Source organism: Streptomyces sp. NPDC001816 (assembly GCF_042892235.1).
GTDB lineage: Bacteria > Actinomycetota > Actinomycetes > Streptomycetales > Streptomycetaceae > Streptomyces.
Genome location: NZ_JBIATY010000005.1, coordinates 32,940 through 55,856 on the forward strand (window position 1 = coordinate 32,940; position 22,917 = coordinate 55,856).

The following is a 22,917-nucleotide window of genomic DNA, read 5'->3' on the forward strand; positions in this document are numbered from 1 at the left end:
GGAGACGTATGGCACAGGCCGCCGACGCAGCGCGGACCGTCATCCTGACCGTGGACGACGACCCGGGGGTCTCCCGAGCCGTCGCCCGTGACCTCAGGCGGCGCTACGGCGAGTCCTACCGGATCGTGCGCGCCGAGTCGGGCGAGTCCGCCCTGGAGGCGCTGCGGGAGCTGAAGCTGCGCGGCGACCTGGTGGCCGTGATCCTCGCCGACTACCGGATGCCGCAGATGAACGGCATCGAGTTCCTGGAACAGGCCCTGGACGTGTATCCGGGGGCGCGGCGCGTGCTGCTCACGGCGTACGCGGACACCAACGCGGCGATCGACGCGATCAACGTCGTCGATCTCGATCACTATCTGCTCAAGCCGTGGGACCCGCCGGAGGAGAAGCTCTATCCGGTGCTGGACGACCTGCTGGAGGCGTGGCGCCACAGCGACTACCGGTCCGTGGCCACCACCAAGGTCGTGGGGCACCGGTGGTCGGCGCGGTCGTCGGACGTGCGTGAGTTCCTGGCCCGCAACCAGGTGCCGTACCGCTGGTACTCGGTGGAGGAGCCGGAGGGGCAGCGGCTGCTGGCGGCGGCCGGGCAGGACGGGCAGCGGCTGCCGCTGGTGATCACCCCGGACGGCTCGGTGCTGGTCGAGCCCGAGGCGCCGGAGCTGGCCGCACAGGTGGGCCTGGCGACGACGCCCACGGCCGACTTCTACGACCTCGTGGTCATCGGCGGCGGTCCGGCCGGGCTCGGCGCTGCCGTGTACGGCGCCTCGGAGGGGCTCAGGACCGTGCTGGTGGAGCGGTCGGCGACCGGCGGGCAGGCCGGGCAGAGCTCCCGGATCGAGAACTACCTCGGCTTCCCGGACGGCGTCTCCGGAGCCCAGCTCACCGACCGGGCGCGGCGGCAGGCGGCCAAGTTCGGAGCCGAGATCCTGACCGCGCGCGAGGTGACGGGTCTGGAGGTCAACGGCGCGGCCCGGATCGTACGGTTCGCGGACGGCTCGGCGATCGCGGCGCACAGCATCATCCTGGCGACCGGCGTGCAGTACCGGCAGCTGGAGGCTCAGGGCTGCATCGACCTGACCGGCTGCGGGGTGTTCTACGGCTCCGCGCTGACCGAGGCGGCCGCCTGCCAGGGACACGACGTGTACATCGTCGGCGGCGCCAACTCGGCGGGCCAGGCGGCGATGTACCTGTCCAGGTTCGCCAAGTCGGTGACGCTGCTGGTGCGCGGCCCCGACCTGTCGGCGTCGATGTCGTACTACCTGATCCAGCAGATCAACGAGGCCCCGAACATCTCGGTGCGCAGTCACACGGTGGTCGACGCCGCGCACGGCTCGGACCGCCTGGAGCGGCTGACGCTGCGCCATGTGGCGAGCGGTGAGAGCGAACAGGTCGACGCCCAGTGGATGTTCGTGTTCATCGGCGCGGCTCCGCTGACCGACTGGCTGGGCGACACGGTGCTGCGCGACGAGCGCGGTTTCATCCTCGCCGGGCCCGATCTGACCGCCGACGGACGGCCGCCGGCCGGCTGGGAGCTGGACCGGCCGCCGTACCACCTGGAGACCAGTATTCCCGGCGTGTTCGTGGCGGGCGACGCACGCGCCGAGTCCGCCAAGCGTGTCGCGTCCGCCGTCGGAGAGGGAGCCATGGCCGTGATGCTCGTCCACCGGTATCTGGAGCAGTCATGAGCGGGCAGGTGATGCCGTGCAGCCCGAGGGAGATCGGCTCCCTGTTCCTCTTCGAGAAGCTGACGCCGGAGCAGTTGGGCCGGCTGTGCAGCGAGGGCCGGGTGGAGCTGTTCCAGCCGGGCCCGGTGTACACCGAGGGGGACCTCGCCACCTGCTTCTTCGTGATGATCGAGGGCACGGTCGTGCTCTCGCGGCGTGTCGGCGGCGACGACGTGGAGGTCACCCGCACCTCGCAGCGCGGGGTGTACGCGGGTGCCATGCAGGCGTACCTGGGTGACCGGGTGCGGCAGGTGTACAACAACTCGATGCGGGTGACGGAGCCGACGCGGTTCTTCGTGCTGCCGGCGGACACCTTCGCGGCCATCGTGAGCGAGTGGTTCCCGATGGCCGTGCACCTGCTGGAGGGTCTCTTCTTCGGTTCGAAGAACCTCCAGGCCACCGTCGGGCAGCGGGAGCGGCTGCTGGCGCTCGGCTCGCTGTCGGCCGGTCTCACGCACGAGCTGAACAACCCGGCAGCGGCGGCCGTCCGGGCCACGTCGACCCTGCGGGAGCGGGTCGCGAAGATGCGGCACAAGCTCGCGGTCATCGCCGAAGGCCCGTTCTCCCGGGACGCGTTGGCGGGCCTGATCGAGATCCAGGAGCGCACCGCCGAGCGGGTCGCCAAGGCTCCGGCGCTCAGCCCGCTGGAGGCCGCCGACCGGGAGGACATGCTCACGGAGTGGCTGGAGGACCACGGCCTCGACTACGGCTGGCAGCTGGCGCCGACCTTCGTGCAGGCCGGGCTCGACATCGACTGGCTGGAGCAGGTCGCGGCGGCCGTGGACGAGGAGATCCTGCCCGGGGCGATCGGCTGGCTCAACTACACCATCGAGACCGAGCTGTTGATGACCGAGATCGAGGACTCCACCACGCGTATCTCGCATCTGGTCGACGCGGCCAAGCAGTACTCGCAGCTGGACCGGGCGCCCTACCGGGTGGTGGACGTGCATGAACTCCTCGACAGCACGCTGCTGATGCTGTCGGGAAAGATCGGCTCGCGCATCCAGGTGGTCAAGGAGTACGACCGTACGCTCCCGCCGGTCCCCGGCTATCCGGCGGAGCTGAACCAGGTGTGGACGAACCTCATAGACAACGCGGTGTGCGCCATCAACGGCGCGGGCGGGGAAGGCACGTTGACCGTGCGGACCGCGCTGGACCACGAGCGGTTCCTGGTGGAGTTCCGGGACACCGGACCGGGAATCCCGCCGGAGATCAAGAGCCGTATCTTCGACCCGTTCTTCACGACCAAGCCGGTCGGTCAGGGCACCGGTCTCGGCCTCGACATCTCCTGGCGGATCGTCGTGAACAAGCACCACGGCACCCTGCAGGTCGAGTCGGTGCCCGGCGACACCCGTTTCCAGGTGCTGCTGCCGCTGACCGCCGAGACGCCGGACGGCGAGACGTCCGCCCTGACGACCACCTCCGAGGAGGCAGTATGAGCGACGAGGCCGCGATAGACCCGAGCGCACCGCCGAGCGGCACCGGGTGCGTGGAGTGCGACGAGGCCGGCGGCTGGTGGTTCCACCTGCGCCGGTGCGCGACCTGCGGGCACATCGGCTGCTGCGACGACTCACCCGCCAAGCACGCCACCGGCCACTACCGGGAGACCGGGCATCCGGTGATCCGCAGCTTCGAGCCGGGCGAGGGCTGGTTCTGGAACTACGACAAGAACGAGCTGTACGAGTCCGGTCCCGAACTCGCGCCCCCGGTCAGTCATCCGGCCGACCAGCCGACGCCCGGACCGGCGGGCCGGGTGCCGGCCAACTGGGCCGAGACGCTGCGCTGAACCGGCGGCCGGCCGGGTCGGAGTGATCCGGCCGGCCCCGGCTGTCAGCGGGTGCAGTCGAGGCTGCCCAGGTCGACGGAGTCGGCCAGGGCCTGCATGCCCTTGTCGTTGGGGTGCAGATGGTCGCCGTTGTCGAAGAAGGGCAGGATCCGTTCGCGGACGTAGGGGCTGCGCAGGGTGCGGTCGAAGTCGGTGACCGCGTCGAACTCCCCGCTGGTGCGGATGAACCGGTTGACGTCGTCGCGTACGGCCTCGGCGGCCGGGTCCCATTCGGACCAGCCCTCGAACGGGCCGACGGTCGCGCCCACCACGCACTTCCCGGCCGCGTGCGCCCGCCGGGCGATCTCCCGGTATCCGGCGATGAGGTCGGCCGCGGTGACGCCGGTGTGGGCCTTGAGGTCGTTCACCCCCTCGAAGAGGAAGACGGTGCGCACGCCGGGCAGGGCGAGGACGTCCCGGTCCAGCCGGTGGAGTGCGCTCTGCCCATTGCCGTCCGCGAGCACCTTGTTGCCGGCCACGCCCTCGTCGGCCACGCCCTGGACGGCCGTACCGGCCCCGCTCAGGCGCCGGGCCAGGTAGTCGGGCCAGCGCCGGTTGAGGTCGGTGGTGGACTGCCAGCCGTCGGTGATGGAGTCGCCGAGCACCGCCACGGCACCGGTGGCGGCGTTCTGCGGGCGTACGGAGACGGCGTCGAGGTACCACCAGGATCCGGTCGTCCCGGTCCAGTTGGCCGCGCCGGCCTCGGCGGTGTGGTCGCCCTGGGCGACGTACGACGTCTGCATCGCCATGCCGTGGCCGGTGGCCGGACCCGCCGCCTCCGGGCTGTGCAGGCTGACGACCAGGTTGACGGCGGCGGGAACCTTTCCGGGCAGCGGGTCGCTCCACGCGACGGCACCGGCCGGGACGGTGACCGTGCGGGCGCCGCCGAAGGTCAGCCGCCGATTGCTGCCCGGCCGGAGTGCGGCGCCCTCGCTCTGCAGCCCGGCGTAGACGCTGTCCAGGGTCAGCGGGCGGTCACCGAAGGCGTTGGACAGGCGGACGCGCAGGTCGCTGCCGCCGACGCTGGTGTGCACGACCAGCCGGTATGCGCTGTCGGCCGTGCCCTCGCCCAGCCGGTCGGCGCCAGCCGCCCAGGTGACCACTCCGGAGCCCCGGGTGGTGGCCTCGGCCGGCGGGCCGGAGGCCCTGGCCGGTACGGACTGGCAGGCGACGGCCACCAGCAGGACGGCGGCGATCCGGCAGACGCGCCCGAACCGGCCGGTCACCGTGCGAAGTCCTTCAACGTGACGGACTCGCCGGGCTTGAGGCGGACCGTCCGGGACGTGCCTGCGTATCCCACGGAGGTCATGGTGCCGCCGATGCTGCGGATCCGCACCTCGGTGGGTTTCCCGTCCCGCCAGCGCAGGTCGACGACGAAGCCGCCGCGGGCCCCGGCGCCGGTCAGCGAGCCGGAGGCGGCCCAGGCGTCCGGCAGGGCGGGCAGGAGTTCCAGGTGCCCGGGGCGGGAGTACAACAGCATCTCCAGCGCGGCGGCCGGGGTGCCGAAGTTGGCGTCGATCTGGAAGATGCCCCGGCCCTGCTCGACCTGGTAGATGTCGAAGAGGTTGGGAGCGGTGCCGTTGCCGCCGCCGGTGGACGGGCGGAGGTTGTTGACGATCAGCTGGTAGGCCTTGCCGGGGTTCTTCAGCCGGGCCCAGCACAGCGCGCGCCAGGCGTTGGCCCAGCCGAAGCTGTCCATGCCGCGGGCGGTGAGCAGGGCGGTGGCGCCGGCAACGATGTCGGCGGGGGTGGAGCCGTCGGGGCGGATGCGGTCGCCGGGGAAGAGGCCGATGAGCGGGGACAGGTGCCGGTGGGTGGTCTCGCCGAGGTTGTCGGGGGACATCCACTCCTGGAGCCAGCCCGTCTTCGGGCTGACGACCGGGAGGTAGAGGCGGTCGCGGAGTGCGCCGACGGTACGGGCGTACTCGGCGTCCCGGCCCAGCTCGGCCGCGGCGGTGCGGAAGTTGCCGAAGAGCGCCAGGACGAGTTCCTGGGCGTAGGTGATGCCCTGGGCGTCGAGCGGGCCCTGTTCCGGTGACCAGTCGCTGTCGGCGATGAGGACCTCCCGGCCGGTGTCCGGCAGGGTGTGGGTGAGCAGCCGTGCCTCCCAGAACTGGCAGGCGCCCTTGAGGAGCGGGTAGATCTTCTTCAGATGGGCGCGCGATGCCGTGAACTCGTAGTGCTCCCAGAGGGAGTTGCAGAGCCAGGCGTTGCCCGCCGGATGCCACCACCAGCCGCCTCCGCCGTACGGGTTGGTGGAGATGGCGACCGTCCAGCCGGCGTTCCTGCCGCTGGAGTTGCGGTAGCGGTTGCGGGAGTCGTTGAAAAGCCTCCTGGTGAGGTCGGTCCAGGAGGGGAGCTGGGCCACGCAGTAGTCGGTGAACGCGTCGAAGCAGGGCGCAAGGCCCGCCCGGTCGGCCATCCAGTAGTTCATCTGGATGTTGATGTCGGTGTGGTAGTCGCCCATCCAGTCCGGGTCGTTGCCGTCCAGCCACAGTCCCTGCAGACCCATCGGCAGGCTGCCGCGGGAGCCGGAGATCATCAGGTAGCGGCCGAACTGCAGGTAGGCAGCCTCCAGTTCGGGGTCCGGCGTGTCGTCCAGGGCGCGGGCGTTGATCCGCTCCCAGGTGTCCAGGGCGCGCTGCCGGTCCGACGAGGTGCCGAGCCGGATGTCGAACCGCCCGTACAGCGCCTGGTGGTCGGCGACGTGGGTGCGCAGCAGCGTGTCCGCCGGGTGGCCGGCGGCCGCGTGGACCTTGGTGCGGGCGAGGGCCTCGGGGTCGAGGGAGGGGTCGCGGTAGTGGGCGGCGGCGTCGGGCGCGTAGTTGGTGCCGCCGCTCAGCACCACGGTCAGGTCCGTGCACCCGGAGAAGGTCACGCGGGTGCCGTCGACACGGACGGTGCCGCCGCTGCCGTACGCGGTGACCGCGGCCGCGTACCGCAGTCCGTTGCGGAAGGAGCCGACGAAGGACGTGGCGCTCGACGACTTCTCGCCGTGCGTGCCCTCGAGGGTCACCGTGCCGGTGTAGCGGCCGCCGCCCTTCTGCGTGAGGTGCAGGACCACCACGTCGTCGGGGCGGCTCACGAACAGCTGCCTCTGGTACGTCACTCCGGAGCGGACGTACGACGTCGTCACCACGCCCTGGGCGAGGTCGAGGGTGCGGCGGTAGCCGGTGACGGCGCCGAGGTCGTGGTCCGGGACGTCGACGGTCAGGCGGGCGAGCAGGGTGAGCGAGCCGAAGTCGTCGCGGCCGTAGGGGAACTGACCGTCGGAGTCGAGGGTGTCGTTGAGCCCGCCGGTCCACAGGGTGGCGTCGGTGACGAGCAGGACGTCCCGGCCGGGATCGTTGGTGGCGAGGGCACCCAGCCGGCCGTTGCCGACGGGCAGTCCCTGCTCGATCAGCGAGTGCTCGTCGGCGGGGGCCCGCCACCACAGCTGGTGACGGGGGTCGGGCGCGGGAGTCGCGGAGGGCCGCTGCGGGGCGGCGGTCGCGGTGAAGGAGGGCAGTGAGGTGAGGGCTCCGGTGGCCGCGGCGAGGGCGAGGAAGCCGCGTCTGCTGGTCGGATTCTCCATGGCGGGCTCCGATCACAGGCGGGGGGAGGCGGGGACGTCGATGCGGTCGATGTCGGGCGCGTAGTCCGAACCGCTGTCGAAGGTGAGGGTGTTGGCGCCCCCCTTCAGGGTGACGGGCACGCTCACCGTCTCGACGCTGCCCCAGTCGCCGGTGGAGGGGAACTTGTGGCGGGTGGCGCCGCCCGAGCCGGCGGACATGTTCACCGGGCGGGCGTCGCCGCTGACGTAGGCGACCTTGATCAGGTAGGTGCCGGGCTTGTCGACGACGACGTTGTCGAAGCGGAGCTTGCCGCCGAGGTACAGGTTGCCGACCTTCTTGCCACCGGAGCAGGCGGAGCAGTCGGCGACCGACGCGTTGCCGCTGAGGATGTTGCCCGCGGACTCGGCCTCGTAGCCGGTGGTGTGCAGGGTGCTGCCGTGCGGGGAGACGGTGAACAGGCGGGAGCCGTGGGCGGGCAGGGCCTCGGTGATCTTGTTCTTGTACGTGCCCAGGTTCTCGTGGTTCCACAGGTCCCGCACACCCGCCTTGCCGGTGAAACCGAGGGAGGACCAGTCGGCGGTGACGGCGGCCGGCGAGCCGGCGAGGTTGAACAGGGCGAGGGTGTAACTGCCGTCGGGGTTCTTCGCGGCCCACACCTGCTGCGGGTCGGAGGGTGTGACCGGCCGGGCGGGCGGTGTGTCGCCCTGGTCGACGGCGATGACCTCCTTGTTGGTCAGCAGGGAGAGGCCGTAACTGTCGAGCGTGGTCAGGTCGTCGCCGGTGTAGAGCGGGGACTTGGCGACGGCCCACAGGGTGGCGTAGGTCTGCCGTTCGGCCTTGGTCAGGCCGTCCATGGCGCCGTTGCCGACGTCGAGGGAGTCGAGGTCGTTCCAGCCGCCGGGTCCGGCGTGCCGGGTCCAGCCGGGGGTGTCGTCGAAGCGGTCGTCGACGGAGTTCTCCCAGCTGACGAGGGTGTTGCAGTAGCACTCGACGTCGGTGTCGACGCGCCAGCCGCCCGAGTACTTCTTCCAGTCGGCGGCGTGCCCGATGTCCAGGGACCAGGAGATCTCCAGATGGACGGGCCGGCCGGTGGCGGCTATGGCCTTCTGCCAGGCGGCCACGTCGGCAACGTTGTCGTAGTTGTCGCCGCTCTTGAAGGAACCGGGGCCGACGCCGTCGAGCTTGAGGAAGTCATAACCCCAGTCGGCGAGCGCCTGGGCCTGGGAGTCGACGTACTTCTGGGTGCAGGGCTTGGCGAAGTCCAGCTTGTAGGCGCTGTCCCAGCCGTTGGTGGTGCGCAGGTCGCCGTGGACGATGTCGGCGGTGGTGCAGCCGTCGGTGTGCCATATCGGCACCTTGCCGTCGCCGTACGCCTCCTTCTCCAGGCCGACCGGCAGGTAGATGCCGGCCTTGAGGCCCTTGGCGTGGATATGGTCGGCGACCGCCTTCATGCCGTGCGGGAAGCGGCCCGGGTCGGGCGTCTGGCGGGCGTACTGGTCGAACTCGGGCTTCCAGGTCTTGTCCCGCCACCAGCCGGCGTCGATGTTGACGTAGGTGTAGCCGTACTTCTTCAGCTTGGCGGCGAGGGCGTCGGTCTGCTTCAGGACGTTCGCCTCGGTGAGGTAGCTGTAGTCGCCGTCCGGGTTGAGACCAGGGTACTTGGACGACTGCATGCTCCAACTGGACCAGCCCATGTAGGGCCTGGCGGCCGGGGCCGGCCGGGTGTCGGCGTGCGCGGCGGCCGGTGCGATGGTGGCGAGACCCGCGGTGAGGGCGAGGACGACGGCCGCTCTGAGCCCGCGTGCGGGCAGGACGGAATACGAGGGTGACCACATGGGCCGTACCTCCTGGGTGGGTGAGGGTCGGGGCGCTCAGCCCTTTCCGCTGCTGGGGGTCGAGGTGATGAAGGACTGGATCGCGGCGGCCGCGGCGCCGCGCGCCCACTCCTCGAAGGGGAGCGGGCGGGTCTGAACGTCGCACTGGGCGGCCGAGCCGAAGGCGGCCGCGGTGAACGCCTCACGGATCTGCTCGGCGAAGAGGTCGTAGGCGGCCAGGCCCTCGCCGGAGATGATCACGCGCTCGGGTCCGAGCAGGTTGGCCACGGTGGCGATGCCCCGGCCGATGGCCTCTCCGGCCCGTGCGTAGACCTCGCGGGCCCCGGGAAAGCCCTGGTGGGCGAGGGCCACCGCCTCGGCACTGTCCGTGACTTGACGGCCGGTCACCTCACGGATGCGGGCGACGACGGCGGCGTCCCCGGCGATCGCCTCGACACAGCCGCGGTTGCCGCAGTGGCAGGGCGCTCCCGCCGGGTCGATGACGATGTGGCCGATCTCCCCCGCCACGCCGTGCGCGCCCGCGACCACCTGTCCGTGGACGACGAGTCCGCAGCCGATGCCCGCGCCGACGGTGACCACGGCGAAGTCGCTGAGGCCCGCTCCGGCGCCGAACCACTGCTCGGCGACGGTCAGCGCGCGCACGTCGTTGTCGACCGTGACCGGCAACCCGCTGGTCATTCCGGCGAGTTCGGCGAGGGGTACGTCCCGCCACGCCAGGAAGGGCGAATAGCGCACCACGCCCTCGGCACGGTCGACGTCGCCGGAGACGGCGATGCCGAGCCCACGGACGGGGGCCCCCGACTCGGCGGCGTGGCCGAGGAGTTCCTGGACGAGGTCCGCGATCGAGGCCAGCACCTTGCGGGTCGCCCGGCCCGGAAGGGCGACGCGCCGGGCGAGGCGGATGCGGCAGCACAGGTCGGTCAGTACGGCGATCAGCTCGTCGCCGGTCACCTTGACGCCGATGAACAGGGCCCGTTCGCCGTTGACCCGGACCAGGCCGGCGGGCCGGCCGAGGGCGGGGCGGGCCTCCTCGTCGGCGCCCTCCACCAGATAGCCGGCCTCCAGCAGGGGACGGACGGCCTTGGTGACGGCGGCCGGGGACAGCCCCGCGCGGCGGCCCGCCTCCAGGCGGGTCAGCGGGCCGTGGGACAGGACCGTCGTGAAGACCTGCGAGGCGGCCGGCGTGTGGACCGGGAACGACTCGGCGGCGGGGGTCGGGCGCATGGCCGGGAACCTATGGTCATTAATTTCCGCTGTCAATAAAAGAAACAGCAGTTGTTGCGGGGGCAGTTGGCCCGGCACCGGCCCACGGCTGTGGACATGCGGATGCCCCGCGCGAGGCGGGGCATCCGGTGGTGCTGGTGTGCTGCTGCCGTCCGTCAGTGGGCGGCCGGCGTGTTGGCGGCGGTGACGTTCACCGCGGCCCACGCCTTGTTCACCGTCTTGTACTCGGTGCTGGTCGAGCCGTACAGGTCCTTGGCCGCCTTCAGCGTCGCGACGCGCGCCTGGTGGAAGTCGGTGGTGGAGACCATGTAGCGGGTCAGCGCACGGTAGAAGATGGCCGTGGCCTTGGTGCGGCCGATGCCCTTGACCGTGGAGCCGTCGAAGGTCGGCGAGTTGTAGTTCACGCCGTTGATCGTCTTCTTGCCGCTGCCCTCCGCGAGGAGGTAGTAGGCGTGCGAGGAGACACCGGAACCGGCGTGCACCTCGGTGTAGTACGTGTCCGGCGACCAGTAGTCGATCGTGCCCTCGAGCTTGTCGAGCGACGGGTGGTCGAGACGGCGCAGGAACTTCTGGTCCAGGCCCAGCTTCTCGCCGACCAGGTAGTCCGGCGTGTCCTTCGTGTTGTTGGCGTAGAACTCCACGTTGGAACCGAAGATGTCCGCGAGGGACTCGTTCAGCGAGCCGGGCTCACCGTACTGGTTGCCGTCGTTGTCGACGTAGGTCGGCTCGAGCTTGGCCGTGGCCTCCACGACGCCGTGGGTCAGCTCGTGACCGGTGACGTCGAGGACGACGAGCGGCTTCTTGAACATCGTGCCGTCGCCGTCGCCGTACAGCATGCAGTTGCAGGTCGGGTCCCAGAACGCGTTGGCGACCTTGTTGCCCCAGTGGACCATCGCGCGGGCGGCCTTGCTGTTGTTGGCGATGCCCTTGCGGTTGAAGGTCTTCTTGTAGAAGTCCAGGGTCTTGGTCACGCCGTACTGGGCGTCCGCGGCCGCGCTGGCACGGCTGCTGGTCTTGTTGTTGCCCCACACGTTGGTGGTGCTGGTGAACTTCGTGCCCGCGCCGAAGCTCTCCGTGTACTTGTTCTTGGCGTCCCGGGTCTCGGTGCCGTACCGGGTCGGGTCCTTGAGCAGGTAGTGGCCGCGCGAGGTCGCCGTGGTGGTCAGACCGACGTTGCCCACGAAGAGGGTCTTGCCGGTGCCGTGCGCGGTCGAGGGGTAGCTCGTCGCGCCGGAGGCGCCCGAGCCGAGCAGACCGGCGGAGGCGTCGGAGCCGATGCCGGTGGCCGGGTCGATGGTCTCGCCGCGCTTGCGCAGCGTGTCCACCAGCTTCGGCGACAGGAACTGGTCCGCGTCGGGCGTGTTGCTGCGCACCTTGCCGGTGACGGCGTCGATGACGACGGTGCTGGAGGCACCCTTGTCGGTGACGGTCACCTGGTAGGCGAGGGCGGAGGCGCCGCCACGGGCGTCCACGACCAGCTCGGCGTCACCCGCGTCGCCCTTGGCGACCTGGGCTGCCTTCGCCGCGGCCTGACCCGCGGTCAGCTTGGCCTTGGTGGTGGCGGGCTTGACGGACTTGCCGGCCGCGCGGGTGACACCCGCGTAGCCCAGCTGCCGGTTCAGGTGGACGATGAGGTCGCCACCGAGAACGGGCATTCCGTTGTGAGTGCGGACGAAGCGGACGTGGCGCGCACCCTCGGGGTCGATCATCACGTCCTGGACGTGGAGTTCGTCGCCCTGCGAGACGCCGGTCGCCGTGTTGTGGGCGAAGGCCGCGGTGCGCGCCGCCTCCACCACCAGCGTGGCCGTCGAGGCGGCGGAGGCGGAGGACCGCTCCACCCCCGTGGAGGGACCCGCGAAGGCCGTACCGGCCAGGCCCGTAGCAGCCGTCGTCACCGCGACGGCGACCGCCACGCTGCGTATGTGCGGTCTACGCAATCTGATCAGGGTTCCTTCGTTCGAGGCAGCAGGAATCACCAACTGCCTTGAGACATGGCACTGTTGGGCACCATGGGAGCTGGTCGGGCTCCGAGGGGTAACCCTTACGGATGAGTCATGCGCGCGTAAAGCCGGAATGATCCATTTCGCGGTTTTCTATGACAATCCTTTACGAATGCCTGCCGCGAGGGTGATCACGATACGGCCAACTGTGTGTCGGATGTGGAGACGTTGCCCACATCCCCTAGGTTCCCAGGCCGGAATGTGACCGATGTCGCATCAGAAACCGCATGGATGGAGTGAGAGCCGGATGGTCTCAGCAAGGGTGAGCAGCGGTGCGGTACTCGGAGCGGTCGTGCTGTCGCTCGTCGCGGTCCCGGCGCGGGCCGCGACCGCGCAGGCGGACGCACCCACGCCGGCGGCGCTTCCGGCGCCCGACACCACGGGCCTGGACGCGGTGCTGCGCTCGGCGGTGGCACAGGGCGCCCCCGGTGTGCTGGCGCGGATCGACGACAACGGCAGCACCTACCGGCTGAGTCGGGGCGTCGCCGACCGCGGCACACAGCGGGTCATCAGCACCGACGACCGCTTCCGCATCGGCAGCGTCACCAAGTCCTTCTCGGCCGTGGTCCTGCTGCAGCTGGCCGACGAGCGCAAGCTGGACCTGGACGCCCCCGTCAATCGCTACCTGCCCAAGCTGCTGCCGGACGACCACATCACGGTCCGGCACATCCTGAGCCACCGCAGCGGCCTGTACGACTACAGCAACGACATGTTCGCCAAGAGCGTGTCCGGCTTCGAGGCGGTACGGAACAAGGTCTACACCTACCAGCAGCTGGTCACGCTCTCCCTCAAGAAACCCCGCACCAACGCGCCCGGCGCCGCGTACTCGTACTCCAACACGAACTTCGTGGTGGCGGGCATGCTCATCGAGAAGCTCACCGGGCACTCCGTGAAGACCGAGTACCAGAACCGCATCCTCAAGCCGCTGAATCTGACCGACACCTTCTACGTCCACCCCGACACGAAGATCCCGGGCCGGTACACGCGCGGGTACCTCACCCCGGACACGGCCGGCGCCCAGCTCGTCGACGCGACCGCGCAGACGGTGTCGTGGGCACAGAGCGCGGGCGCGATGATCTCCAGCGCGCACGACCTGAACACGTTCTATTCGGCGCTGCTGCGAGGGAAGCTGATGTCCGCCGCGCGGCTCGCCGAGATGGAGCGGTTCACCCAGGTCAACAGCACCACGGCATACGGGCTCGGGCTGCGGCGGCGGGATCTGACGTGCGGGGTGTCGGTGTACGGGCACACGGGTGCGGTGCAGGGGTACTACACGTACGCGTTCGCCTCCAAGGACGGGAAGCGGAGTGTTGCCGCCGTGGCCAACACGTCCAACAACTCGAAGGTGCTGAACACGATGGCGGGGGTGCTGGAGTCGGCGTTCTGCGGCAAGCCGGCGAAGACGCCGAGCGGCTCCGCGGTGATGGAGAGGGATCTGAAGGAATAGGGGTTTCGTCGTCGCTGGAACCTGCCCGTGCCCGCCATGCGTTCCTTGTGATGTGACGAGCGAGTTGGTCCCCGGAGGGAATCTGGCTCTGCCCGGCGGTGCGCTGGTGTTGCGGGTTGCCGGGCCCTTCGATGTGTCCGCCCTCGTCACGGACGGGGGCGGGAAGGTCGGTGGGGACGGGGACTTCGTGTTCTACAACCAGCCGGGTGCGCCTGGGGTGCGGCTGCGTGGTGACGCGCTCCACGTCGATCCGGCACGGCTGCGGGCCGGGGCCACCCGGGTCACCGTCGCCGTCAGCGCGGCCGAGCCAGGCATACCTCTCGGGCGGTTGCCCGCGCCCCGGCTGGAAGTCACCGACGGTTCCGGACGCACTTTGATCCGCTTTGTCCCGCCGCGGCTCGGGCCGGAGACCGTGCTGCTGCTCGCCGAGCTGTATCAGCGGGGTCCGGGGTGGAAACTGCGGGCGATCGGGCAGGGGTATGCCGACGGGCTGGCAGGGCTCGCCCGGGACTTCGGGGTGGACGTCGTGGACGACGGTCCGCAGGCGGGGCCCGGTCCGGATGCCGACGGCTTCCTCGGGCTGGTCAACTCCGCCCGGGCCCGGGCCGGCTCCCCTCCGGTGGCGCTCGACGCATGCCTCGGCTCCGCCGCGCGGGCGCACGCCGACGCGATGGCCGCCGCGGGTCGGCTCACCGCCGAGGGCCTGGACGGCGTCTCGGTTCACCAGCGGATCACGGCCACCGGATACGCGTACGTCACCGTCGGCGAGCACCTCGTGTCCGGGCCCCGCACCCCGGCCGAGTTCGTCGCCTACTGCCTGGACACCGGCCAGGCCCGGCACACCCTGCTCGACCCGGGCTTCACCCATCTCGGCCTGGCCCACTCCGACGCGGGCGACCGGTACTGGACCGCACTGTGGGCCAGGCCCCTGACGCCGGGCGAGTTGGCCCGGACGGTCGCCGAGGTCGTCGCGCTCACCAACGCCGAGCGGGCGAGGGCCGGGCTGGCTCCGCTGGCGGCGGATCCGCCGCTCGCGCGGGCCGCGCAGGCGCACTGCGCGGACATGGTGGCCCGCGACTTCTACGCGCACACCTGCCCCGACGGAAGCCGGCCCTGGGACCGGGCCGCCAGGGCGGGCTCCCGCCGGCGCACCATCGGCGAGAACATCGCCTGCGGTCAGCGCTCCCCCGCCGAGGTGGTGGACGGCTGGATGAACAGCCCGGGCCACCGCGCGAACATCCTCAAACCGGACTTCACGCACATCGGTGTCGGCTTCACCGGCGGCGGCCGGGCGGGCACCTACTGGGCCCAGTTGTTCGGTGGCTGACCGGGCACGTGCCGTGATCTTGGCGGAGCGACACCTTCCGGGTCACCATGCCCCGCATGAAGGGTGATCTGTTTTCCAGTCAGCACATGGTGCGTCCGGCCGTGGAGCCGGGCATGACCGTCGAGAACGCCAAGTGCATCAAGTACGCGGTCGACGGTGAGATGTTCGCCCGCCAGGGCGCGATGATCGCCCACCGCGGCGGTCTCCAGTTCGAGCGCAAGGGCCAGGGCGTGGGCGGCATGCTCAAGCGCGCGGTCACCGGTGAGGGGCTGCCGCTGATGGCGGTGCGCGGGCAGGGCGAGGTGTGGTTCGCGCACGAGGCCCAGAACTGTTTCATCGTCGAGGTGGAGCAGGGCGACCAGTTCACCGTCAACGGCCGCAACGTCCTGTGTTTCGACCCGTCGTTGTCGTACGAGATCAAGACCGTGAAGGGCTCGGGCATCACCGGCGGCGGCCTGTTCAACAGCGTGTTCAGCGGACAGGGCCGGCTCGGTCTCGTGTGCGAGGGCAACCCGCTGGTCATACCGGTCTCGGCCCAGTACCCGGTGTACGTCGACACGGACGCGGTGGTCGGCTGGACCGCGCATCTGCAGACGTCCCTGCACCGCTCCCAGTCGTTCGGCTCGATGCTGCGCGGCGGCTCCGGGGAGGCCATCCAGCTGATGCTCCAGGGCGAGGGATACGTCGTCGTACGACCGAGCGAGGAAACCCCGCAGAAGGTGCAGCAGCACTGACGCCCCGTGACGTGATCTACGCCTCACGGGCAACCCCCGTTGCCGTACCGGCGTCTTGACCGACAACAGACCAAGCCCTGACCCCCGGGGTCAGGGCATGTTTTCGGCACGCTATACACATCATGTATACACACCGTGTATAGAAAGGCATACATGTACGGCAAGGCTTTCGCCCCGGAGTACCAGGGCACCCTGACCACCCTGTCCGTGAACTCCTCGCTGGTCGACGTACTGAGCGAGGGCACCGAGCGGCTGCGCGACGCCGAGCGGTCGGGCCGCCCCGACGAGGCCGCCCGCTGCGGGCTCGCCGTCGCCGAGGCGCACCGGCGGCTCGGCCAGGTGCGAGACGCCGACCGGGCCTGGAAGGCGAGTTACCGGTCCGCCCGGGAGGCCGGGGACACGGCCGCGATGGCGTGGGCGCTGTGGAGCGGCGGCACTCTCGCCCGGCAGCGCGGCGCGTTCCCGCTGGCCTGGCGGCTGCTCGGGCTCGCGGCCGAACTCGGCGAGCAGGGCGGCGACATCGTTGTCCGCGGCTACTCGCTGGCGGGCCTCGCGGAGACCGGCCGCATCCAGGGCGACTACGAGGCGGTCGGCCGGCTGCACGAGCAGCTGCTGGCCGAGGCCCGCAGGCGCGGGGAGGCCCGGCACACGGTGTGGGCGCTGGAGGGCATCGCGCAGATGCACCGCAACACCGGGGGGTACGACAAGGCGTACACGCTCTTCGAGGAGGCGGCGGAGATAGCCGAGCGGGCCGAGGACCGGCGCGGCCACGCCTGGGCGCTGCGCGGACTCGCCGACGTCCTCTCGGTCCGCGACAAGGACACCGAGCGGGCGCTGGAGCTGCTGGCGCGGGCCGAGGTCACCTGCCGGGCGATGAACCTGTCCAGCGCGCTCGCCTACAACCACAAGATGCGCGGCAACGTCTTCTACCGCGCGGGGCGGTACGCCGAGGCGCGGGACCTGTACGAGCTGGCCCTGGAGGAGTTCCGGGCGATGAGCGAGCCGCGCGGCGAGGCGCTGGCCCGGCTGGGCCTGGCCAAGTCGCAGGCCCACCTGGGCCACGACCGCGCCGAGACGGCGGCCGAACTCGCCGACCTGGCCCGGGTGCTGGAGCGCAGCGGACTCAGGCACGCACGGGAGATGGTGGCCCGGGCGCAGGCGGAGTTCGGCCTGGACGCGGAGGCCGTACGATGACCGCGCTCCCCTCGACGGTGCAGGCGCCGACCCCGGCTCCGGAAACCCTCGACCACTGCCGGAAGTTGACACGCCCTGCGCTGACGGAGTTCGGCCTGGACGTGGGGGTCGTACGGTGACCGCGCTCCCCTCGGCGCTGCAGGCGCCTGCCTCGGCTCCGGAAATCCTCGACCACTGCCGGGAGTTGGTGCGCCCCGCGCTGACGGAGGCGGTGGGACGGCTGCACCCCTGGGTGGCCGAGATGGCCGCGTACTCCTTCGGCTGGTGCGAGGTCGGCGGCGCTCCCGCCGCCGCGCCGGGCGGCAAGGGCGTACGGCAAGCGCTGGCGGTGCTCGGCGCCCGGGCGGCCGGCGCCGACGGGCGCGCCGGGGTCCCGGCGGCGGTCGCGGTGGAACTGGTGCACGCCTTCTCCCTGCTCCACGACGACATCATGGACGGCGACGCCACCCGGCGCCGGCGCCCCGCGGTGTGGAAGGCGTACGGCACGGGTCCCGCGGTCCTCGCCGGTGACGCCCTGTTCGCGCTCGCCGTGGAGACCCTGGCCGCCGAGCCGGGCGGTCCTGGTGCCGTACGGCTCCTGTCCACGGCCCTCGCCGATCTGGTGCGCGGCCAGGCCGACGACCTGCTGTTCGCCGCACGGCCCTTCGGCGGGCCGGAGCGGGTCACGCCCGAGGAGTACCGGGCGATGGCGGAGCACAAGACGGGCGCGCTGCTGGGCTGCGCCGCTGCGCTCGGGGCCACACTGGGCGGGGCGCCCGAGCCGGTCGTCACCGCGCTGGACCGCGCCGGGCGGCATCTGGGCGTCGCCTTCCAGCTGGTGGACGACGTGCTGGGCCTCTGGGGCGACCCGGCCGTCACCGGCAAGCCGGCCGGCGGCGATCTGCGCGAGCGCAAGAAGACCTTCCCGGTCCTGGCCGCGCTCGACTCCCCCGCCGCCCGCCACCTGCCCGCCCTGCTGGACCACCCGGGCCGGACCGAGGAGGCCGCCGCGCTGATCGAGCGGGCGGGCGGCCGCACGGCGGCACTGACCGAGGCGCGCAGGCACACCGCCGCCGCGCGCTCCCTGCTCACGGAAGTCCCGCCGCCCGCCGCCGAGGAGATGCTCCGGCTGCTGGACTTCCTGGTGGCCCGCGACCTCTGAAACCGCACTGATTCCAGACATTCCGAACACGGCGGCGCACCCGGGCATTTACCATCGGTTACCCGCAGGTCGATGCCCGGTCATGTGCCGTTATCCCAAACTCGCAAGCGCTTTCGGCAAGTTGAATAAAAGGCAGGAACGGGGCCGGAGTTTCGGATTCTTTGAACGCTCCCCCGCACACCCCGCGTACCTGTGAGAAAGGACGAGTCAGGGGTTTCAGCGAGGGATGACCATGGTCAAGGCGCACGTCTCCGCACACGAGTTGGTCGCCGGCCGGTACCGGCTCCTCGAGGTCTTCGCCCGGGAGACGAACCGGCTGTGGTGGTACGCGGAGGACGTGGTGGCAAACCAGCCCCGCCTGGTGGCACAGACCGGCCTCCCGGAGACCTGCGACGCGGACACCCTGCGCCGCGCGACGGCCCGGGTCGTCCGGACCTCCGAGACCATGCGGCTCCTGTGTCCCGGCCAGGTCGCCACGGTCGTCGACGCCGTCGTGGAGGCGGGCACCCTGTGGACGGTCACGGACTGGATCGACGGCACCCCCCTCAGCGAACTCCTCGACCGCGAAGGCCCGTTCAACCCGGTGCGGGCGGCGCGCATCGGCCTCGAAATTCTCGACGTGCTCCAGGCCGCGCACGACGAGGGCATCACCCACGGCGAGCTGAGCCCCGGCCAGGTCTTCGTCCGGGACGCGGGCCCGGTCGTGGTCGCCGGGTTCGGGCTGGCGGGCGCAACGCTGGCCCCGAGGCTCACGGCACCGTCGTACGCCTCGCCGGAACAGGCACGCGACGAGCGCATCGGACCGGCGGCCGACCTGTGGGCGCTGGGCGCGATCCTCTACACGGCGGTCGAGGGGCGCCCGCCGTTCCGTGACCGGGGCCGCCCGGACGCCACGCTGAAGGCCGTGGACCGGCTGCCCCTGCGCACCCCGCTGCGCACCGGCCCGCTCACCCAGTCCGTCCAGGGGCTGCTGCGCAAGAACTCCCGGGAGCGGCTGACCCGGCCGGTGGTCCGCGAGGCGCTGATCCGGGCCCTCGACGAGGACGCCGACGCGGACCGCGACCCCGCGCCCGCGCCCCGGCTGCGCAGCGCCTACGCGGCCGTCCGGCACGTGGGCCCGGTACGCGGCAGAGGGATGATGGTGGCCGGGACCGCGCTGGCCGTCGTCACCGTCACGGCGGCCGTCCTGGCAGCGACCCACCAACTGCCCGGCACCTCCACCGCTGCCGAGCCGCCACGGCCCACCGCCACGGCCGCCCCACCGGCCGACCGCACCGAGAACAACACCCCCAGCCCGAGTGCCAGCCCCACTACGAGCAGCACGAGCACGAGCATCAGACCGAGCCCCAGCAGTTCCCCGTCCCCGGCCCTGCCTGCCGGCTTCCACCGCTACACCGCCCCGGAGGGCTTCTCCGTGGCCCTGCCGGACGACTGGAAGCGGCTGACCACCTCACGCGGGGCCGACCACGCCTACCGCATCACCTTCGGCACCGACGCCGACTCCCCGACCCTCGCCGTCACCTACAGCGAGCAGGCCGGCCCGGACCCGGTCGCCGTATGGCGGGACGAGGTCGAACCGGTGCTGGAGCGGCTCCCCGGCTACCACCGGGTCGGCAGCATCCGGGCCACGGCCTACCGGAGTTACCAGGCAGCCGACCTGGAGTGGCTGTCCGGATCCGGCGACGCACGGGTGCACACCTTCGGGCGCGGATTCCTGCTCGGCGGCGGGCGCAGCTTCTCCCTGCGTTTCACCACTGCGGACAAGGCCTGGGACGATGCCGGTAGCCAGCTCGCTCTCAGGACCTTCCTGCAGACCTTCCGCGAGACCAAGGGCTGACCGGCACCCGGCGGCGGACAGGTAGGGCCGTCAAAGCGTTGCCAATGGGTGGATATAGGCTGTCCAGTCGCACTCGCGCACCGAGTGCGGTCCCGCCCAGACATGCCTCCAGGAGAGTCATCCGTGACCCTTGCGATCGACCCGTCCGAGACGTCCGTGCCGGCCGTGGCGCCCCTGTCCGACCTCGTGGCGCGGGACGCACGCGAGTTCGGCGTCTACGCGCGCACCGGCGGCTGGGCCTTCGCGCTGATGGTGGCGCGCAGCGTGCGGCCGGGCGGACAGGCCGCCGGAGAGACACCCAAGGTATCGGCGAAGGAGTTCGCTGAGCTGGCCGGCTGCTCGCCCGAGCGGGTCATGCGCTACTACAAGGCCTGGGACCGTGCGGCCGACGACGGGCTCGTCCCGCACTTCGAGGCGCTCCGGCCGGGCCAGGACGTCGAGCTGCCGGACGCCGACGTGTGGCTGAGCTACTACGTCTCCCGCAACAGCGCCACCTCCGAGCGCGGCACCGCCATCGCCCAGGCCGCCGAGGCCGAGGGCATCCGTCCCACCAAAGCCCTGGAGGTCGCCGAGAACCCCACCGCGCTGCGCGCCGCGATCCTCGCCGACCCCTCCACCGCCCGGGCCGCCCGCTCCGCCCTGCTGGACCGGCTCAAGGAGGACCCGGACCTGCAGGCCGAGCTGGCCCGGGACGTCGTACGCACCGACGACCTGAAGAAGGCCGTGGCGAGCGAGAGCCGCTCGGCCGACCGGATCGGCTACGTCCGGCAGATCGCCGAGTCCGGACAGATCAGGACGCCGGCCGGACAGACCGTGGACGCGCCCGTCGAGCTGCGCGAGGAGGCCGAGCGCCACCTGTCGCTGATCGACGAGCTGGACGACGGCGAGGACACCGGCGAGTGGGCCACCGAGGCCTACGACACCCTGAAGTCCCTCGTCGCCGAGACGGTCGAGGCCGACCCCGAACTGCGGGTCCAGGAGCGGCGGACGAAGTTCTACAGCAGCCTGCAGAAGGCGACCCGGGCGTTCGAGGAGCTGACCTTCGACGACGCCCAGGACTTCTACGAGGACGACATGGTCCAGCGCCTGGAGGAGCTTCAGCAGGCCATCGGCACCTGCCTGACCGTGCTGCGCGGGGCCGTCGGAAGCCAGTCGTAGGGCGCGGCGGACATCCTCAGCCCGGGCTGAGTAGCGGTACTCATGCCCGGGCCCGTCGGCCGCCGTCACGATGGGGGTTCCTTCCTCTCCTCCTGCAAGGAGCCCCGCCATGACCTCAGTGCACCCCGCCCCGCTGCCCGCACCGCGCCGCGTGCCGCCCGCCCTGTTCGCGGGCGTGGTGGCCGTGGGCCTCGCCGTGTCGGCGTGGGACGTGCACGACCGCACGACCTGGTTCCTGGAGACGGTCTGGGCGCTGGTCGGGCTGCCCCTGGTGGTGCTGGTCTGGCGGCGCTTCCCGCTGACCGGGCTGCTGTGCGGGCTGCTGGCCGTGCACGCGCTGGTCCTCGCGGTCGGCGGCCACTACACCTACGCGCAGGTGCCCGCGGGCGACTGGGTGCGGGACACCTTCGGTCTGTCCCGCAACCCGTACGACCGGTTCGGGCACCTGATGCAGGGCTTCGTCCCGGCCGTCCTCGTCCGCGAACTGCTCAGCCGCACCTCGCCGCTGCGCGGCAGCCGCTGGCTGGCGCCGCTCACCGTGTGCGCCTGCCTCGCCTTCAGCGCCTGCTTCGAACTGCTGGAGTGGGCGGCCGCCGTGACCGGCGGGCACAGCGCGGACGCCTTCCTCGCCACCCAGGGCGATGTGTGGGACACCCAGTGGGACATGTTCTGCGCGCTGATCGGCGCCGTGCTGTCGCTGCTGCTTCTCAGCAGGGTGCACGACCGTCAGCTGGCCGCACTGGAAGCCCGTACGGCCGGCTGACCGCCCGGACGGCACCTACCAGCGCTGCTCCACCTGGTCCTTGATCCGGCGCTCGTACAGGTCGCGGATCGCGGTGAACGTCTCCTCGGGCAGCGGTGGCAGCTTGGCGGCGGCCGCGTTGGCCCGGGCCTGCTCCGGGTTGCGGGCGCCGGGGATGACCGTGGTCACGCCGGGCTGCTCGGCGATCCAGCGCAGGGCCAGCTGGGCCGGGGTGTACCCCTCGGGGGCGAGCGCGGCGAACTCGGCGGCCGCCTCGACGCCGGTCGCGTAGTCGACGCCGGAGAAGGTCTCGCCCTGGTCGAAGGCCTCGCCGTGCCGGTTGTAGGTGCGGTGGTCGTCGGCCGCGAAGACCGTGTCCTTGGTGTACTTGCCGGACAGCAGTCCGGAGGCGAGCGGCACGCGCGCGATGATGCCGACGCCCGCCTCCCGTGCCGCCGGGAGCACCTCGTACAGGGGCTTCATGCGGAACGCGTTGAGGATGATCTGCACGCTCGCCACGTTCGGCCGGGCGATCGCGGTCAGCGCCTCGGCACAGGTCTCCACGCTCACGCCGTACGCGGCGATCCGCTCCTCGGCCACCAGGGTGTCGAGGGCGTCGAACACCTCGTCGGAGGAGTAGACGGGGGTGGGCGGGCAGTGCAGCTGCACCAGGTCGAGGCGGTCGACGCCGAGGTTGCGGCGGGAGCGGTCGTTCCAGGCGCGGAAGTTGTCCAGGACGTAGTTCTCGGGGATCTGCTCGACCCGGCGGCCCATCTTGGTGGCCACGAGCACGTGCAGATCGGGCCGGCCGCCCAGGAAGGCGGCGATGGTCGACTCGCTGCGTCCGTCGCCGTACACGTCGGCCGTGTCGAAGAAGGTGACCCCGGACTCGGCCGCCGCCTCCAGGACGGACAGGGCCTCCTTGTCGTCCACCTCGCCCCAGTCGGCGCCCAGCTGCCATGTGCCGAGTCCGACGACCGATGCCCGCTGACCCGACCTGCCGATTACGCGTTCGTCCATGGCGTCAGTGTGTCACCAGGTCTCGCATCCCGCGGAACACGTCGCTCCGGCGGGAGTCTGTGCGTGTTTCACCCGCACAGTCCGTGATCGATCGTTCAGCGAGCAACTCCCTGTACCGGGACGGTGGTTCGGTTCCCGTGAGCCGCCGCGGCCGA

The 22,917-nt window shown here is 71.3% G+C and carries 18 protein-coding genes; 12 read left to right on the top strand and 6 right to left on the bottom strand.

All coding sequences use genetic code 11. From position 1 onward, the window contains the following. Positions 1-8 precede the first annotated feature (8 nt). The 3 genes from ACFYZZ_RS18995 to ACFYZZ_RS19005 are packed head-to-tail and all read left to right on the top strand — an operon-like array spanning position 9 to position 3,510. Positions 9-1,685, top strand: coding sequence for an FAD-dependent oxidoreductase (locus ACFYZZ_RS18995; protein WP_389176957.1), 1,677 nt, complete (start codon positions 9-11; stop codon positions 1,683-1,685). After that, positions 1,682-3,163: an ATP-binding protein gene (locus ACFYZZ_RS19000; RefSeq protein WP_389176959.1), complete on the top strand. Its 1,482-nt coding sequence runs from the start codon at positions 1,682-1,684 to the stop codon at positions 3,161-3,163. The genes ACFYZZ_RS18995 and ACFYZZ_RS19000 overlap by 4 nt, the downstream gene beginning before the upstream one ends. Beyond that, a complete protein-coding gene (locus tag ACFYZZ_RS19005) occupies positions 3,160-3,510 on the top strand; it encodes a UBP-type zinc finger domain-containing protein (protein WP_389176961.1) in 351 nt (116 codons plus the stop codon). The genes ACFYZZ_RS19000 and ACFYZZ_RS19005 overlap by 4 nt, the downstream gene beginning before the upstream one ends. Positions 3,511-3,554: 44 nt before the next feature. Here ACFYZZ_RS19005 and ACFYZZ_RS19010 read toward each other — a convergent pair whose 3' ends face one another. From ACFYZZ_RS19010 to ACFYZZ_RS19030, 5 genes are all read right to left on the bottom strand, one after another. Continuing rightward, positions 3,555-4,775: an SGNH/GDSL hydrolase family protein gene (locus tag ACFYZZ_RS19010; RefSeq protein WP_389176963.1), complete on the bottom strand. Its 1,221-nt coding sequence runs from the start codon at positions 4,773-4,775 to the stop codon at positions 3,555-3,557. Then, on the bottom strand, positions 4,772-7,123 hold the full coding sequence (locus ACFYZZ_RS19015) for a glycoside hydrolase N-terminal domain-containing protein (RefSeq protein WP_389176965.1): 2,352 nt from the start codon (positions 7,121-7,123) through the stop codon (positions 4,772-4,774). The genes ACFYZZ_RS19010 and ACFYZZ_RS19015 overlap by 4 nt, the downstream gene beginning before the upstream one ends. A gap of 12 nt (positions 7,124-7,135) precedes the next feature. Beyond that, positions 7,136-8,938: an alpha-galactosidase D gene (locus tag ACFYZZ_RS19020; RefSeq protein WP_389176967.1), complete on the bottom strand. Its 1,803-nt coding sequence runs from the start codon at positions 8,936-8,938 to the stop codon at positions 7,136-7,138. A 36-nt stretch (positions 8,939-8,974) separates the two neighbouring features. Then, positions 8,975-10,162, bottom strand: coding sequence for an ROK family protein (locus tag ACFYZZ_RS19025; RefSeq protein ID WP_389176969.1), 1,188 nt, complete (start codon positions 10,160-10,162; stop codon positions 8,975-8,977). A gap of 155 nt (positions 10,163-10,317) precedes the next feature. After that, the gene (locus ACFYZZ_RS19030) at positions 10,318-12,099 is read right to left on the bottom strand and encodes a M4 family metallopeptidase (protein ID WP_389176971.1); all 1,782 of its coding nucleotides are present in this window, start codon (positions 12,097-12,099) and stop codon (positions 10,318-10,320) included. Between the two features lie 310 nt (positions 12,100-12,409). On the opposite strand from ACFYZZ_RS19030, the gene ACFYZZ_RS19035 reads away from it, so the two are divergent. From ACFYZZ_RS19035 to ACFYZZ_RS19075, 9 genes are all read left to right on the top strand, one after another. Then, positions 12,410-13,609: a serine hydrolase domain-containing protein gene (locus ACFYZZ_RS19035; RefSeq protein ID WP_389176973.1), complete on the top strand. Its 1,200-nt coding sequence runs from the start codon at positions 12,410-12,412 to the stop codon at positions 13,607-13,609. Between the two features lie 52 nt (positions 13,610-13,661). Beyond that, positions 13,662-14,936, top strand: coding sequence for a CAP domain-containing protein (locus tag ACFYZZ_RS19040; protein WP_389176975.1), 1,275 nt, complete (start codon positions 13,662-13,664; stop codon positions 14,934-14,936). 56 nt (positions 14,937-14,992) lie between these two features. Continuing rightward, the gene (locus tag ACFYZZ_RS19045; RefSeq protein ID WP_389176976.1) at positions 14,993-15,670 is read left to right on the top strand and encodes an AIM24 family protein; all 678 of its coding nucleotides are present in this window, start codon (positions 14,993-14,995) and stop codon (positions 15,668-15,670) included. A gap of 153 nt (positions 15,671-15,823) precedes the next feature. Then, positions 15,824-16,864: a tetratricopeptide repeat protein gene (locus tag ACFYZZ_RS19050; protein WP_389176978.1), complete on the top strand. Its 1,041-nt coding sequence runs from the start codon at positions 15,824-15,826 to the stop codon at positions 16,862-16,864. Continuing rightward, positions 16,861-16,983, top strand: a complete 123-nt coding sequence (locus ACFYZZ_RS19055) for a hypothetical protein (protein WP_389176979.1) — start codon at positions 16,861-16,863, stop codon at positions 16,981-16,983. The genes ACFYZZ_RS19050 and ACFYZZ_RS19055 overlap by 4 nt, the downstream gene beginning before the upstream one ends. Continuing rightward, a complete protein-coding gene (locus ACFYZZ_RS19060) occupies positions 16,980-18,005 on the top strand; it encodes a polyprenyl synthetase family protein (protein WP_389176981.1) in 1,026 nt (341 codons plus the stop codon). The genes ACFYZZ_RS19055 and ACFYZZ_RS19060 overlap by 4 nt, the downstream gene beginning before the upstream one ends. A gap of 226 nt (positions 18,006-18,231) precedes the next feature. Continuing rightward, entirely contained in the window at positions 18,232-19,842 is a 1,611-nt protein-coding gene (locus ACFYZZ_RS19065) for a serine/threonine protein kinase (RefSeq protein WP_389176983.1), read from the top strand. A 123-nt stretch (positions 19,843-19,965) separates the two neighbouring features. Continuing rightward, positions 19,966-21,000, top strand: coding sequence for a hypothetical protein (locus tag ACFYZZ_RS19070; RefSeq protein WP_389176985.1), 1,035 nt, complete (start codon positions 19,966-19,968; stop codon positions 20,998-21,000). 109 nt (positions 21,001-21,109) lie between these two features. After that, complete coding sequence (locus ACFYZZ_RS19075) at positions 21,110-21,763, top strand: DUF2238 domain-containing protein (RefSeq protein WP_389176987.1); 654 nt, start codon at positions 21,110-21,112, stop codon at positions 21,761-21,763. A gap of 15 nt (positions 21,764-21,778) precedes the next feature. On the opposite strand, the gene ACFYZZ_RS19080 is transcribed toward ACFYZZ_RS19075, so the two are convergent. Continuing rightward, the gene (locus ACFYZZ_RS19080; protein WP_389176989.1) at positions 21,779-22,762 is read right to left on the bottom strand and encodes an aldo/keto reductase; all 984 of its coding nucleotides are present in this window, start codon (positions 22,760-22,762) and stop codon (positions 21,779-21,781) included. Positions 22,763-22,917 lie beyond the last annotated feature (155 nt).

Coding starts and splice junctions, on each gene's coding strand:
- ACFYZZ_RS18995 (WP_389176957.1), top strand. CDS start 9: ATGGCACAGGCCGCCGACGCAGCGCGGACCGTCATCCTGACCGTGGAC.
- ACFYZZ_RS19000 (WP_389176959.1), top strand. CDS start 1,682: ATGAGCGGGCAGGTGATGCCGTGCAGCCCGAGGGAGATCGGCTCCCTG.
- ACFYZZ_RS19005 (WP_389176961.1), top strand. CDS start 3,160: ATGAGCGACGAGGCCGCGATAGACCCGAGCGCACCGCCGAGCGGCACC.
- ACFYZZ_RS19015 (WP_389176965.1), bottom strand. CDS start 7,123: ATGGAGAATCCGACCAGCAGACGCGGCTTCCTCGCCCTCGCCGCGGCC.
- ACFYZZ_RS19020 (WP_389176967.1), bottom strand. CDS start 8,938: ATGTGGTCACCCTCGTATTCCGTCCTGCCCGCACGCGGGCTCAGAGCG.
- ACFYZZ_RS19025 (WP_389176969.1), bottom strand. CDS start 10,162: ATGCGCCCGACCCCCGCCGCCGAGTCGTTCCCGGTCCACACGCCGGCC.
- ACFYZZ_RS19035 (WP_389176973.1), top strand. CDS start 12,410: ATGGTCTCAGCAAGGGTGAGCAGCGGTGCGGTACTCGGAGCGGTCGTG.
- ACFYZZ_RS19045 (WP_389176976.1), top strand. CDS start 14,993: ATGAAGGGTGATCTGTTTTCCAGTCAGCACATGGTGCGTCCGGCCGTG.
- ACFYZZ_RS19050 (WP_389176978.1), top strand. CDS start 15,824: ATGTACGGCAAGGCTTTCGCCCCGGAGTACCAGGGCACCCTGACCACC.
- ACFYZZ_RS19055 (WP_389176979.1), top strand. CDS start 16,861: ATGACCGCGCTCCCCTCGACGGTGCAGGCGCCGACCCCGGCTCCGGAA.
- ACFYZZ_RS19065 (WP_389176983.1), top strand. CDS start 18,232: ATGACCATGGTCAAGGCGCACGTCTCCGCACACGAGTTGGTCGCCGGC.
- ACFYZZ_RS19075 (WP_389176987.1), top strand. CDS start 21,110: ATGACCTCAGTGCACCCCGCCCCGCTGCCCGCACCGCGCCGCGTGCCG.
- ACFYZZ_RS19080 (WP_389176989.1), bottom strand. CDS start 22,762: ATGGACGAACGCGTAATCGGCAGGTCGGGTCAGCGGGCATCGGTCGTC.